The organism is Nocardia sp. NPDC050435 (genome assembly GCF_040655395.1).
Taxonomy (GTDB): Bacteria; Actinomycetota; Actinomycetes; order Mycobacteriales; family Mycobacteriaceae; genus Nocardia.
The window spans coordinates 1-13,123 of the sequence record NZ_JBFAJW010000019.1 but is presented as its reverse complement, the minus strand read 5'-3'; the positions used below and the strand labels follow the sequence as shown (position 1 = coordinate 13,123).

12 protein-coding genes are annotated in these 13,123 nt (G+C 70.1%); 7 read left to right on the top strand and 5 right to left on the bottom strand.

Features of this window, described 5'->3' with window-relative positions:
- Positions 1 to 215: 215 nt before the first annotated feature.
- Together AB0I43_RS38980 and AB0I43_RS38975 are read left to right on the top strand one after the other, a co-directional pair.
- A complete protein-coding gene (locus tag AB0I43_RS38980) occupies positions 216 to 374 on the top strand; it encodes a hypothetical protein (protein ID WP_356980400.1) in 159 nt (52 codons plus the stop codon).
- Entirely contained in the window at positions 371 to 847 is a 477-nt protein-coding gene (locus AB0I43_RS38975; protein ID WP_356980398.1) for a hypothetical protein, read from the top strand. Before AB0I43_RS38980 ends, AB0I43_RS38975 begins: the two co-directional genes overlap by 4 nt.
- Here AB0I43_RS38975 and AB0I43_RS38970 read toward each other — a convergent pair.
- The 3 genes from AB0I43_RS38970 to AB0I43_RS38960 form a co-directional block, all read right to left on the bottom strand.
- A complete protein-coding gene (locus AB0I43_RS38970) occupies positions 844 to 2,673 on the bottom strand; it encodes an APC family permease (protein ID WP_356980396.1) in 1,830 nt (609 codons plus the stop codon). The genes AB0I43_RS38975 and AB0I43_RS38970 overlap by 4 nt on opposite strands.
- Positions 2,674 to 2,854: 181 nt before the next feature.
- Positions 2,855 to 4,576 carry a PH domain-containing protein gene (locus AB0I43_RS38965; RefSeq protein ID WP_356980547.1) on the bottom strand — a complete coding sequence of 574 codons (1,722 nt, stop codon included), beginning with the start codon at positions 4,574 to 4,576 and terminating at the stop codon, positions 2,855 to 2,857.
- A 56-nt stretch (positions 4,577 to 4,632) separates the two neighbouring features.
- A complete protein-coding gene (locus AB0I43_RS38960; protein WP_356980395.1) occupies positions 4,633 to 5,130 on the bottom strand; it encodes a PH domain-containing protein in 498 nt (165 codons plus the stop codon).
- A gap of 274 nt (positions 5,131 to 5,404) precedes the next feature.
- Here AB0I43_RS38960 and AB0I43_RS38955 point away from each other — a divergent pair, with 274 nt between their 5' ends.
- From AB0I43_RS38955 to dapC, 3 genes are all read left to right on the top strand, one after another.
- Positions 5,405 to 7,993: a bifunctional FO biosynthesis protein CofGH gene (locus tag AB0I43_RS38955; protein WP_356980394.1), complete on the top strand. Its 2,589-nt coding sequence runs from the start codon at positions 5,405 to 5,407 to the stop codon at positions 7,991 to 7,993.
- 250 nt (positions 7,994 to 8,243) lie between these two features.
- A complete protein-coding gene (gene fdxA, locus AB0I43_RS38950) occupies positions 8,244 to 8,564 on the top strand; it encodes a ferredoxin (RefSeq protein ID WP_194815326.1) in 321 nt (106 codons plus the stop codon).
- A gap of 6 nt (positions 8,565 to 8,570) precedes the next feature.
- A complete protein-coding gene (gene dapC / locus AB0I43_RS38945) occupies positions 8,571 to 9,680 on the top strand; it encodes a succinyldiaminopimelate transaminase (RefSeq protein WP_356980393.1) in 1,110 nt (369 codons plus the stop codon).
- 3 nt (positions 9,681 to 9,683) lie between these two features.
- Here dapC and AB0I43_RS38940 read toward each other — a convergent pair whose 3' ends face one another.
- Together AB0I43_RS38940 and AB0I43_RS38935 are read right to left on the bottom strand one after the other, a co-directional pair.
- Positions 9,684 to 9,842 carry a hypothetical protein gene (locus AB0I43_RS38940; protein WP_356980391.1) on the bottom strand — a complete coding sequence of 53 codons (159 nt, stop codon included), beginning with the start codon at positions 9,840 to 9,842 and terminating at the stop codon, positions 9,684 to 9,686.
- Between the two features lie 20 nt (positions 9,843 to 9,862).
- Complete coding sequence (locus AB0I43_RS38935) at positions 9,863 to 10,270, bottom strand: hypothetical protein (protein ID WP_356980390.1); 408 nt, start codon at positions 10,268 to 10,270, stop codon at positions 9,863 to 9,865.
- 131 nt (positions 10,271 to 10,401) lie between these two features.
- Between AB0I43_RS38935 and pruA the strand changes: the two genes are divergently transcribed.
- Positions 10,402 to 12,042, top strand: coding sequence for an L-glutamate gamma-semialdehyde dehydrogenase (pruA, locus tag AB0I43_RS38930; RefSeq protein WP_357433887.1), 1,641 nt, complete (start codon positions 10,402 to 10,404; stop codon positions 12,040 to 12,042).
- 19 nt (positions 12,043 to 12,061) lie between these two features.
- Positions 12,062 to 13,033, top strand: coding sequence for a proline dehydrogenase family protein (locus AB0I43_RS38925; RefSeq protein ID WP_356980387.1), 972 nt, complete (start codon positions 12,062 to 12,064; stop codon positions 13,031 to 13,033).
- The last annotated feature ends 90 nt before the right edge of the window (positions 13,034 to 13,123 follow it).

Below are 13,123 nucleotides of genomic sequence, written 5' to 3'. Positions count from 1 at the left end.
GGGACGTACACGTTGCAGCCGAAGACGGTCATGGAACCTACCGGCACCACGATGATGCGTCGCCTCGAACCACCCGCTGCGGGACTCGACGACGTAGCCAGAGGGTGTGGCAGGGCGCGTAGCATCGGCGAAGAGAGCGAATCACGGCGGCTCGACAGCAGTGCATACTGGTACTTGCCTACAGGGGTGAATTCCCCATCTACCTGGGAGTTTGCTTGTACAACTGGGATCTGCAGGACGCTATCGCGGCCTTCGTGGAGAGCATGCGGCCGAGTTGGCCGGCGCAGCACGAGCTGTACATGTCGGCGCTGCACACCTTCGTGGAGATGCAGAGTCATCTGCTGACTCTGCTCGGCTTTCCGCCGGTCCAGTGACCGCGACCGTGGAGCAGCGCGTCGCGCCGGACGCGGATCCCGACGAGCGGGTGCCGCGGGGTGTGCTGATGACGTTGCTGGTGTTGAGCGGGTTGTTCACGCTGGCCGTCGAGGTGCTGTATCTCCCGCTCTACGCGGGGCGCTCGGGGCTGCCCGCGCCGGAGCCAGCCGTGGTCGCCGCCGATCTCGCGGTCGCCGGCACCGGCGGGGCGACGCCGCTGCCGCTCACGGTCCTGCTGGCCGCGATCATGAATGTCTTGCTGGTCGCGGCGATGGCCACGCTGACCAGCAGCTTCCGGCTGATGCTGCTGCCGGTCGTCGCGTGGGCCTTCGGCTTCTTCCTGTGCTCGATCCCGGGCCCCGGTGGTGACATCCTGCTGCTCAGCGACTGGCCGACGCTTCTGCTGCTGCTGGGCGGCCTGATCCCCCCACTCGTCTTCGCCTACTTCCGCTGGAATCCGGTGCGCGCTTAGTCCAGGCGCACGGACATGGTGGCGACCACCGCGTCGGTGCGGGCGCGCAGAGCGGTGGCGAGGACGGGGCCGCGGGGGTTGTGCAGGATGCGGTGGCGCCAGCGTCGGGGCTCGACCTGGGCGACCAGGACGGTGACCGGGCGCTGGGTGGCGGTCTGCTTGCGGACGTAGCCGATGAGGGTGGCGACCAGATTGCGGTGCGGGCAGGGCAGGACGACCAGGTCGATGCCGGGGTTCCATCGATTCCAGAGGGCGCTCAGTTTCTTGGTTTTCGCGGGGTCGATCTCGGCGGCCACGGCGATGATCTCGCCGCGCATGCGCAGCGCGGCCTCGAGGGCGCGGACGGTGACGTCGCTGAGGGCGACGACCGGCACGATGATCAGGTGGTCGGCGTCCGGGGTGCAGGTCAGGGGTGGGGGTATCCGGCCGAGGTGCAGGGTGGCGGCCACCGAGCGGTAGTAGTTCTCGGTGCGGGCGAACAGGATGATCAGCGCGGGCACGATGATCAGCAGCAGCCACGCGCCCTCGTGGAACTTCTCGGCGAGCAGGACGATGCCCGCGGTGCAGGTCAGCAGCGCGCCGAAACCGTTGAGGCACATGCGGGACCGCCAGCCGCGGCCGCGCTCGCGATACCAGTGCCGCACCAGACCCGTTTGACTGAGCGTGAATCCGATGAAGACGCCGATCGCGTAGAGCGGCAGCAGGCGGTGCGTGTCGGCTTCGACGATCAGCAGGATGAGCCCGGCGGTCAGGGCGAGCGCCACGACTCCGTAGCGGAACACCGGCCGCTCGGAGCGCATCGCGAACAGCGACGGCAGACGGCGATCCTTGGCCAGCAGCGACAGCAGCACGGGCAGCCCGCCGAAACTGGTATTGGCGGCGAGGACCAGCGCCAGCGTGACCGCCAGATTCACCACGTAGAACAGCCAGCCGGTGCCGAAGGCGGCCGCCGCCAGCTGCGCCAGAATGGTCACCTGTCCGCGCGGCACCACATCGTGCTGCCGGATCAGCCAGGACAAGCCGAGCAGCATGACGCCGAGCAGGACGCCGAGCGCGATCTCGGTGTGCTGGGCGCGGCGCACCGCGGGGCGGCGGAAGGCGGGCACCGCGTTGGCGATCGCCTCGACGCCGGTCAAGGCCGAGCAGCCTGCCGCGAAAGCCTTGAGCAGCAGCAGGATTCCGACCGCCTCCAGCACGGGGAACGGCGTCTCCTCGGTGCCGATGACGGCGACCGGTTCGGAGCGCAGCAGTCCGGTCACGATGACGGCGAGCATCAGCGCGATGAACAGGAACGCCGGCAGCATCAGCGCTTTCGCCGATTCCGCGACACCGATCAGGTTGAGCACGGTCAGCACCAGCAGCCCGATCAGGGTGATCGCGAGCAGATGATCGTGCAGTGCGGGAAAGGCGCTGGCCAGGCTGGCCGCGCCCGCCGCGAGACTGACCGCGACCGTCAGCACGTAGTCGACCACCAGGCTGGCCGCCGCCAGCAGCGCGGCATAACGGCCCAGATGTTTCTTGGCGACCGCGTAGGAACCGCCGCCGTCGGGGTGCACGGCGATCACCTGCCGGTAGGACAGCACCAGCACCAGCAACAGGGTGGCGATCGCCCCGGCCACCGGCAGCGTCCAGGAGACCGCGGCCGATCCCGCGGCGACCAGCACCAGCACGATCGCCTCGGGACCGTAGGCCACGCTCGACAGCGCGTCCAGTGACAAGGCCGCCAGCCCGCCGACCGCCGTCAGCCGGAACTTGTCGCCCCGTTGCAGCCGCCGCACCCGCGGATCAGCGATCGGCAACTCGTCGGTTCGCCCAGTGTCGACCACTGGTCTATTGAACGCGGGGAGGCTTCAGCAATCAGGCAGCGACACCCATGGCCTGCGGGGCTGTCGGCACAATGGCAGGCCGATACCCCGACTGTCGTGAACCGCGTCGTCATATGGTGGTGCCGCTCGGAGTGCCGACCGCGATTCGACTACGAGGTTCGAATCAGGATGCCGGTGGATCTCAGGCAGTGGCATCCGGCCGGGCGCCGAGCCGGCCCGGCGTGACGGATTCGATGAGCGCCCACGCTCGATCGAGCGAGATATCGATGACCCGGTAGCGCTTGTTGCCCGCGGCGGTGGCGGCAATGACCGTGGCCACTCCGGCCCGGCGCTGCCAGAAGGACTGCCGCACAGTCCATCCGATGATGCCGGGGGCCTCGAGACAGTCGCGGGCCCGGTCCAGCGAGCCGGAGCGGGTGATCAGCCAGGCCGGGGAACTCGCGGTTGCGGGAATCACGGTGTGCCCGAGCCCGCGATACCGGTCCTCGGCGAGCGGAAGGGCGAGCGCCGCCAGGATCGCGGGCAGCAGCAGCCACCACGGGGACAGGTCGACTCCGGTGAGATACAGGACGGCCAGCAGCAGGACGATCAGCGCGGCCGGCGTGAGCGCCCGGGTGTAGCGACGTCTGCGGGCGACCGGGCCGTGGCTGGTGAGTGGCGCACTGGCCTGCACGGGGATCTGCGGATCGGCCGCGTGGCCCGTCGTTCCGCCGGTACCTGCGGCTGCCGGTGCCGCGGAGTCCTGCTCCGCGAAGCGGGCCACCGGTCTGTGCTCGGCCGGGAGACTCGCCGGGTCCGCCTCGGTCAGGCGTGGCCGCTCGGCAGTCTCCGTGCCGGTCGCCGCCGCGGGCCGCGGCGCGACCGCTGTGCCGGATGAATCCTGTTGCCGCACAACACCGAGGTCAGCGCTGGACGACTCCGGGGGCCGCGCGCCGCCCCCCGCCTGTCTCGGCCCCAGCAACTCGGCCAGCGTGCGCTCCACGGCGGCGCGCGGGGCCTGGGGCAGCAGCTTGAGCCGGGGCTTCTCGCCGACCATGATCGCTTCGAGTTCGGCGGCCCCGGCCAGGCGCAGCAGCAGCGGTTCTTTCACGGTCGCGCCGCGGAAACGGGCCAGGTCCATGGTGATCTGGCGGGTGGTCAGCAGCCCGTGGCGCACGTGCAGGGTGCGGCCGTCGTCGAGGACCCGCAGGCCGTGATAGGTGAGCAGGTAGCGGGTGCACGCGGCCAGGCTGACGACCAGCACGATGGCGGCCAGCAGACCCAGCACGGCGAAGACGATGACGGCGGCTCCGCCCTCGCCGATGTCCTGCGCCGCACGGGATTCGAACAGCACCGACCCCAGGCCGTACTGGAACGCGAGCCCGACCACCGGCGCGACGACGGCGAAGCCGGTCAGCGACAGCGGCGCGAAGCGGGCCCAGCCGGGCTGCCAGTGCCCGATCTCCCGCGCGCGCACCGGTTCCGGCTCGACATCCGAAACCGGTTGCGGCGCAGAGGTTTGCCCGGTGTGTGCGAGCAATTCCGTGCGTAGGCCCGGCACCACGCGGGCGTCGAGCGCGTCGAGTTTGAACCGGTCCTCGGAGTCCGCCGATTTGCCGGTGCCGATCACCACCACGGCCAGCCCGAGCACCCGCCGCAGCAGGTCGGCTTCGATGTCGACCGAGCGGATCCGTGAGCGCGGCACCGACAGCTTCTTGCGCTGGATCAGCCCGGTGCGCAACTCCACGTGCGTCGGCCCGACCCGGTAGCTGGTGGTGAACCAGCGGGTGAGCGCGAACGCGACGATCAGCACGAGCGGCACCAGGCTCCACAGGTGGTTGCCGCTGCTGGTGCCGAGCAGCACGGTGCCGATCAGCACCGGAATGAATTTCACCAGCTCGGTGACCGGATGTACCAGCAGCATGCGCTTGTCCAGCCGCTGCCAGGCCTGGTCGGACACCGGCGGATCGGCGAGTGCGGTCACGTGGCGTCCCCGCGATGCTGCGCCGCGATCTCGGTGAGCCGGCGCACCGTGTCCTCGGCGACCGGCAGGTCCAGCGCGGAGATGTGCACCGCGCCCGCGGAGGAGGCGGTGGTGACGGTGACCGTGGCCAGCCCGAGCATCCGCTCCAGCGGCCCGCGCTGGGTGTCGACCGTCTGCACCCGCGAGATCGGCGCGACCCGGCTCTCCTGGGTGAGCCAGCCGATCCGGCTGTAAACGGCGTCGGCGGTGACCTCCCACCGGTGCACCGCGTAGCGCCACAGCGGCACCACGACGACGGTGAGCGCCGCCAGCACCAGCGCGATGGCCAGCGACAGCAGGGCGGAACCCCGGCGCGCGGCGTCGACCGCCGCCCAGACCACCAGCGCCAGCACCGGAATCAGCCAGCCGGCGCCCACCTGCAGCGCCCACAGCAGCCGGGCCTTGGGGCTGGGCCGCCAGGCGGGATCGGCCAGGACCGTGCGCGGCTGGGACATCTTGTCATCTTGCCCGAACTCGGGCCGTCCCCGCGTGACCCCGGCGAATCACGGCGCACCGAGCCCGGGCCGGAAACGGGAATAAGGCCGCGCGCCGGCGCGGTTGTCCCGCTCAGAACCGGCGTCGAACGGGGAGTTCGGTGCGTCACGAGCAGTCGAGGGAGACAGTCCGGGATGTGTAGCGCATGATCGAGGGCGTGAGTGAGCGCAGCGAACGAACCATGAGCACAGCACGGTCCGCCACGGCGGAGCCGCGCGTCTGTGAGGTGCGGCGGTGACGGAGCTGGCGACCCCGGGTGTTCCGCCCGTCCCGCCCACGCCGTCGGCCATGCGGCGGGCGCTGCGCCGGGCGCGCGACGGTGTGACGCTGAACGTGGACGAGGCGGCCGTGCTGCTGCACGCCCGCGGCGAGGATCTGGCCGATCTGTGCCTGAGCGCCGCGCGGGTGCGCGACGCCGGCCTGGAGTCGGCGGGCCGGCCGAAGACGATCAGCTATTCGCGCAATGTCTTCATCCCGCTCACCCGGCTGTGCCGGGACAAATGCCACTACTGCACGTTCGTCACGGTGCCGGGCAAGCTGCGCGCCGAGGGCAAGGGCATGTTCCTGGAGCCCGACGAGGTGCTCGAGATCGCCCGCCGCGGCGCCGAACTGGGCTGCAAGGAAGCCCTGTTCACCCTCGGCGACCGCCCGGAGGACCGCTGGCCCGAGGCCGCGCAGTGGCTGGACGAGCGCGGCTACGACTCCACCCTGGATTACCTGCGCGCCGTGTCGATCATGGTGCTGGAGGAGACCGGCCTGCTACCGCACCTGAATCCGGGCGTGATGAGCTGGGCCGAGATCTCCCGGCTCAAGCCGGTCGCCCAGTCCATGGGCATGATGCTGGAGACGACCTCGGCCCGGCTGTTCACCGAGAAGGGCAACTGCCATTACGGCAGCCCCGACAAGGATCCGGCCGTCCGGTTGCGCGCCATTACCGACGCGGGCCGCCTCTCGGTGCCCTACACCACCGGGATCCTGGTCGGCATCGGCGAGACGCTGACCGAGCGGGCCGAGTCGATCATGGCGATCCGTAAGCAGCACAAGGCCTTCGGGCACATCCAGGAAGTCATCATCCAGAACTTCCGGGCCAAGGACGACACCGCGATGCGCGATGTCCCCGACGCCGGCATGGACGAGTTCCGGGCCACCATCGCCGTCACCCGGCTGCTGCTGGGTCCGGACGTGCCGGTGCAGGCGCCGCCGAACCTGGTCTCGCACGCCGAATGCCAGGCGCTGATCGACGCGGGCATCGACGACTGGGGCGGCGTCTCGCCGGTGACCCCGGATCACGTGAATCCCGAACGGCCCTGGCCGAACCTGGACACCCTGCGCGAGATCACCGAGGCGGCCGGCTACCAGCTCGTCGAGCGCACCTCGGCGCACCCGAAGTACGTGCGCGCGGGCAACCCGTGGGTCGATCCGCGCATCGGTGCGCACGTCGCCGCGCTCACCGACCCGGCCACCGGTCTCGCGAACCCGGACGCCCGGCCCGTGGGCCTGCCCTGGCAGGAGCCGGACGAGTCCTGGGAGTCGGCGGGCCGCGTCGATCTGAACACCTCGATCGACACCGAGGGCCGTAACACCGAGTCCCGCAGCGATTCCGGGCTCGGCGAGGAGATCGTCGGCGCCTTCGGCGACTGGGAGACGATCCGCGAGCAGGCCCGCGATCTGGCGGTCACCGCGCCCGAGCGCCTGGACTCCGACGTGCTGGCCGCGCTGCGCGCCGCCGAGCGCGATCCGGCCGGGCTCACCGACGAGGAGTACCTCGCGCTGGCCACCGCCGACGGCGCGAACCTGGAAGCCGTTGCGGCCCTGGCCGATCAGTTGCGCCGCGACGTCAACGGCAACGACGTCACCTACGTGGTGAACCGGAACATCAACTTCACCAACATCTGTTACACCGGCTGCCGGTTCTGCGCCTTCGCCCAGCGCAAGGGCGACGCCGACGCGTTCACGCTGAGCACCGAGGAGGTCGCCGACCGGGCCTGGGAGGCGCACGTCGACGGCGCCACCGAAGTCTGCATGCAGGGCGGCATCGATCCGGAGCTGCCGGTCACCGGTTACGCGGATCTGGTGCGCGCGGTGAAGCGGCGGGTGCCGTCCATGCACGTGCACGCGTTCAGCCCGATGGAGATCGTGAACGGCGCCTCGCGCGGCGGCCAGAGCATCCGGGATTGGCTGGTGGCGCTGAAAGAGGCCGGTCTGGACACGATTCCGGGTACCGCCGCGGAGATCCTGGACGACGAGGTGCGCTGGGTGCTGACCAAGGGCAAGCTGCCCGCCTCGGCCTGGATCGAGGTGATCACCACCGCGCATCGGATCGGCCTGCGTTCGAGTTCGACCATGATGTACGGGCACGTCGACAATCCGAAGCACTGGGTCGGCCATCTGCGGGTGCTGCGCGGCATCCAGGACGACACGGGCGGTTTCACCGAGTTCGTGCTGCTGCCGTTCGTGCATCAGAGTTCGCCGCTGTACCTGGCGGGCGCGTCCCGGCCGGGGCCGACGATCCGCGACAACCGCGCCGCGCACGCGCTGGCCCGCATCATGCTGCACGGCCGCATCGACAACATCCAGACCAGCTGGGTCAAGCTCGGCACGGCCGGCACCCGGATGATGCTCAACGGCGGCGCCAACGATCTCGGCGGCACGCTGATGGAGGAGACCATCTCGCGGATGGCCGGCTCCCAGCACGGGTCGGCCAAGACCGTGGCCGAGCTGACCGAGATCGCCTCGGGCATCGACCGCCCGGTGCGGGAGCGCACCACCGTCTACGGTCAGGTCGACCGCCGTGCCTCCCCGCTGCCGCTGTCGGTCGGGTAGCCGAGAGTGAGCTCCGTCTCTCCCGCGCGGCGGAGCGCACCCGGATCCCGCTCGGAGGGGGCGGATCGCGCTGCACGGCACTAGGATCTAGGTGCTGGACGTCGGAGTGGACGGGGGCGGGCGCCGGCACCGTGATCGGGGCCCGAGCGGGCCGAGTTAGGGCAGGCTGACCGGTAGTAACGTGGGGTGTCCCGATAGGGTTTCGCAGGCGGACCATTCCCGCAGGTGAGGACAGACTAGGAGAACGGCAGTGCCGTACATCATCGCTGAACCGTGCGTTGACGTGAAGGACAAGGCATGCATCGAGGAATGCCCCGTGGATTGCATCTACGAGGGTGGCCGCATGCTGTACATCCAACCCGACGAGTGCGTGGACTGTGGTGCATGTGAACCGGTGTGCCCGGTGGAGGCGATCTTCTACGAAGACGACACCCCGGATCAGTGGAGCGGCTACGTGAACGCCAACGTCGACTTCTTCCACGAGCTGGGTTCCCCGGGCGGCGCCACCAAGGTCGGCGCGGTCGATTACGACCCGCCGTTCATCAAGGAACTACCTCCGATGGCGGAGTGAGCACCGGTGAGCTCGCGTAGCCGGGTCAGCAGTCTGCTACCCGATTTTCCCTGGGACACCATCGCCGCGGTCAAGGAGCGCGCGGCAGCGCATCCGGACGGCCTGGTCGACCTCTCGGTCGGCACGCCGGTCGATCCGGTGGCGCCGCTGATCCGCGCGGGCTTGAACTCGGTGGCGGAGGTGCCCGGCTACCCGACCACGCACGGCACGCCGGAGCTGCGGGCCGCGGCCGTGGAGGCGCTCAAGCGCCGCTTCGGCATCACCGGCGTCGATCAGGCGGCCGTGCTGCCGGTGATCGGCACCAAGGAACTGATCGCGGGCCTGCCGCGACTACTCGGTCTCGGCGCGGGTGACCTGGTGGTCATCCCCGAGGTCGCCTACCCGACCTACGAGGTGGGCGCGCTGCTGGCGGGCGCGCAGGTGCTGCGCGCGGACGGGCTGACCAAGTCCGGTCCGCAGACCCCCGCGCTGACCTACGTCAACTCCCCGTCGAATCCGACCGGTCGAGTGCTGGGCGTGGATCATCTGCGCAAGGTGGTGGCCTTCGCCCGCGAGCGCGGCGCGATCGTCGCCTCCGACGAGTGCTACCTGGGGCTCACCTGGGAGGGCCGCGCGCCCTCGGTGCTCGATCCCGAGGTCTGCGACGGCGACCACACGAACCTGCTGGCCATCCATTCGCTGTCCAAGACGTCGAACCTGGCCAGTTACCGCGCCGGTTTCGTCACCGGCGATCCGGCGCTGGTCGCGGAGCTGCTGGAGGTGCGCAAGCACTCCGGCATGATGGTGCCGCTGCCGATCCAGGCCGCCATGACAGCGGCGCTCGGCGACGACGCGCACGAGGCGGAGCAGCGGGAACGGTACCGTGCCCGCCGCGAGATTCTCCGTAACGCGTTGCAGGCGGCGGGGTTCCGCATCGATCACTCCGAGGCGGGCCTGTACCTGTGGTCCACCCGGGGCGAGAACTGCCGGGTCACCCTGGATTGGCTGGCCGAGCGGGGCATTCTGGCGGCGCCGGGCGATTTCTACGGGCCGCACAGCGGCGAGCATGTGCGCATCGCGCTGACGGCGAGCGACGAGCGCATCGCCGCGGCCGCGCGGCGCCTGACGCAGGGCTGAGCGTCAGTCTTCTTTCGGGTGCCCGTCCTGGGCCGGGGGTGAGATCCGGATCACCCCGGCCTCCAGATCCAGTTCGACGGGACGATGACGCTGGCCGTTGCTGTCCTCGCCGCTCTCGTCGGCGAGCTTCTGGCCGGGGAACAATTCTCCGATGACGCCCATGACCCCAGCCTAGCCGCGCCTCAGCGCAGCGTCGGGTCGCTGACCTTGTCGCTGCTGCCGGCGGCGGCGTAGGCCCGGTCCTGCAGGTCCAGCAGCAGGTTGCCCGGCTGCACCTCCACTACCGATTCGCCGATCACCCCGCCCTGCGGGCACCACACCGCGACGCGATGGGTCCCCGGCTTCAGATTGCCCACGACCGTGACGCCGGAGGGATGCACGTCCAGACTCTGGGTGTCGGGCGTGCCGAAGCTCGGATCGATCCGGCATCGGTCGGCCGGGTACTGGGTACCGGTGACCGTCACCTTGACCCGCTCCCGCCCGGCGACGACCTGCACCGAACCCCAATCGTCGGCCTGGGCGAGCGCCGGAGTGGCGAGCAGCAGCGAGCCGGCGGACAGCACGGTGGCGAGAATGCGCACGGAAGTCATGGGATGAGCCTAGGTCGCTCCTGATCGACTCCGCCAGCCCGTAACGTTCGGGCCCGCTTCGGATTGCCCGACACGCAGCTGTCCGGACGCCAACCACCGCCGCGGCGGGACTCGCGGCGATAACCTGAGTTATGGACGCTGTCACGGTTGTCCCCACTCCCGCGAACGAGCCCGTGCATTCCTACGCACCGGGCAGCCGGGAACGCGCGCTGCTGGTCGCGAAGCTCGCCGAACTCTCCGCCGAATCCGTCGACGTGCCACTGGTGATCGGTGGCAAGCCACGGCCCGGCACGGGGCAGCGGCACGATATCGTCGCGCCGCACCGGCATAGCCAGGTGCTGGGGATCTACACCGATACCACCCATTCCGAAGCCCGCGCGGCGGTGGACGCGGCGGTCGCCGCCGCGCCCGCCTGGCGGGCGTTGCCCTTCGACGAACGGGCGGCGGTGCTGTTGCGCGCCGCCGACCTGCTGGCCGGGCCGTGGCGCGAGACCATCGCGGCCGCGACGATGCTCGGGCAGTCGAAGACAGCGCAGCAGGCCGAAATCGACGCGCCCTGCGAGCTGGTGGATTTCTGGCGCTTCAACGTGTCCTTCGCGCGGGAGATCCTGGCCCAGCAGCCGCAGTCCAGCCCGGGGGTGTGGAACCGGATGGACTATCGCCCGCTGGAGGGCTTCGTCTACGCGATCACCCCGTTCAACTTCACCGCGATCGCGGGCAATCTGCCCACCGCGCCCGCGCTGATGGGCAATACCGTCGTCTGGAAGCCCTCGCCCACGCAGACCTTGTCGGCGTTCCATACGCTGCGCTTGCTGGAGGCGGCCGGCCTGCCGCCCGGGGTGATCAATCTGGTCACCGGTGACGGGGTGGAGTTGTCGGAGGTCGCGCTGGCCGATCCGCGGTTGGCCGGCATCCATTTCACCGGGTCCACCAAGACGTTCCAGTACCTGTGGCAGCAGGTCGGCGCGAATATCGGCCGCTACCACGGCTATCCGCGGCTGGTGGGGGAGACGGGCGGGAAGGATTTCATCGTCGCGCACCCCTCCGCCGATCCGGATTCGTTGCGTACCGCGTTGATTCGCGGCGCGTTCGAATATCAGGGCCAGAAGTGCTCGGCGGCTTCGCGCGCCTATCTGCCGCGCTCGCTGTGGCGGCGGATGGGTGAGGATTTCCTGGCCGAGGTGGAGCAGCTGACCTACGGCGATGTCGCGGATCTGTCGAATTTCGGTGGGGCGGTGATCGATCGGCGCGCCTACGACAAGAACGCGGCGGCCATCGAACGCGCCCGGGGCGCCGGGCTGTCCATTCCGGTGGGCGGCCGCTACGACGACGCCGAAGGCTGGTTCATCCGGCCGACGGTCCTGCTCGCCGACGACCCGCGCGACGAATCGTTCGCGACCGAGTACTTCGGGCCGATCCTGTCGGTGTACGTCTACGACGACGCCGAACCCGGTTCGTATCAGGCGATTCTGGACGAGGTGGACAGCACCGCCCCCTACGCGCTCACCGGCGCGATCTTCGCCCGGGATCGGCAGGCGGTCGAACAGGCGAGCGCCGCACTGCGTTTCGCGGCGGGCAACTTCTACGTCAACGACAAGCCGACCGGGGCGGTCGTCGGCCAGCAGCCCTTCGGCGGCGCCCGGGCCTCCGGCACCGACGACAAGGCCGGCTCCCCGCTGAACCTGCTGCGCTGGGTCGCTCCGCGCGCCCTCAAGGAAACCTTCGATCCGCCGGTCGATTACCGCTATCCGCACATGCGGGCGGAGCAATGACGCCGGACCCGGCCCGGGAGTGTGCGCCGTGGCGGTGAATCCGCTGCGGCCGGTGATTCTCGCGGCCGCGGATTCGCCGCGGCTCAAGCAGGCGATCACCGGGACGAAGATCACCGCCGATATCGTGCGGCGCTTCGTGGCGGGCGAGCGCCGCGCCGACCTGCTGCCGGTGGTCGGCGAGTTGCTGGCCGACCGGCGGCTGATCAGCGTCGACTTCCTCGGGGAGAACACCACCGATCGCGCGCAGGCGGAGGCCACGGTCACCGAATATCTGGCGCTGATCCAGGATCTGGCGGGCGCACCGCGCCCGGAGCTGCCGGGGCTCGGCGCCGCGGCGGTCGAGGTGTCGGTCAAACTGTCCGCGCTCGGGCAGGCGCTGCCCGCCGACGGCCCCGCCATCGCGACGGCGAACCTGCGCACCCTGTGCGCGAAAGCGGACGAGGCGGGCGTGTGGGTCACCGTGGACGCGGAGGATCACACCACCACCGACGCCACGCTGGCCACCGTGCGCGAGCTGCGGCCCGAATTCCCTTGGCTGGGCGCGGTATTGCAGGCTTACCTGCACCGGACCGAGGCCGACTGCGCGGAGCTGTCCGGGCACGGCTCCCGGATCCGGTTGTGCAAGGGCGCGTATCGCGAGCCGCGTGAGGTCGCCTTTCAGCGCGGCGGCGAGGTCACCGATTCGTACCTGCGCTGCCTGGAACTGCTGATGCGCGGCGAGGGCTATCCGATGGTGGCGACCCACGACCCGGTGCTGATCCTGGCCGCCGAGCAACTGGTCGCCGAAACCGGCCGGGACATCGGCAATTACGAACATCAGATGCTGTACGGCATCCGGGAGGCCGAGCAGCGCCGGCTGGCCGGCGCCGGGATCGCGACGCGGGTCTACGTGCCCTACGGCAGTCAGTGGTACGGCTACCTGACCCGGCGGCTGGCCGAGCGCCCGGCCAATCTCGGCTTCTTCCTGCGGGCGCTGGTCAGCAAGTCCTAGGTGTACTGACCATGGACGTTGGTGACGGCGTGGCGAGCTGGACATGACGAAGACCTCCGAGTGAAGTGCGAGCTGTCTAGGAACGCATCC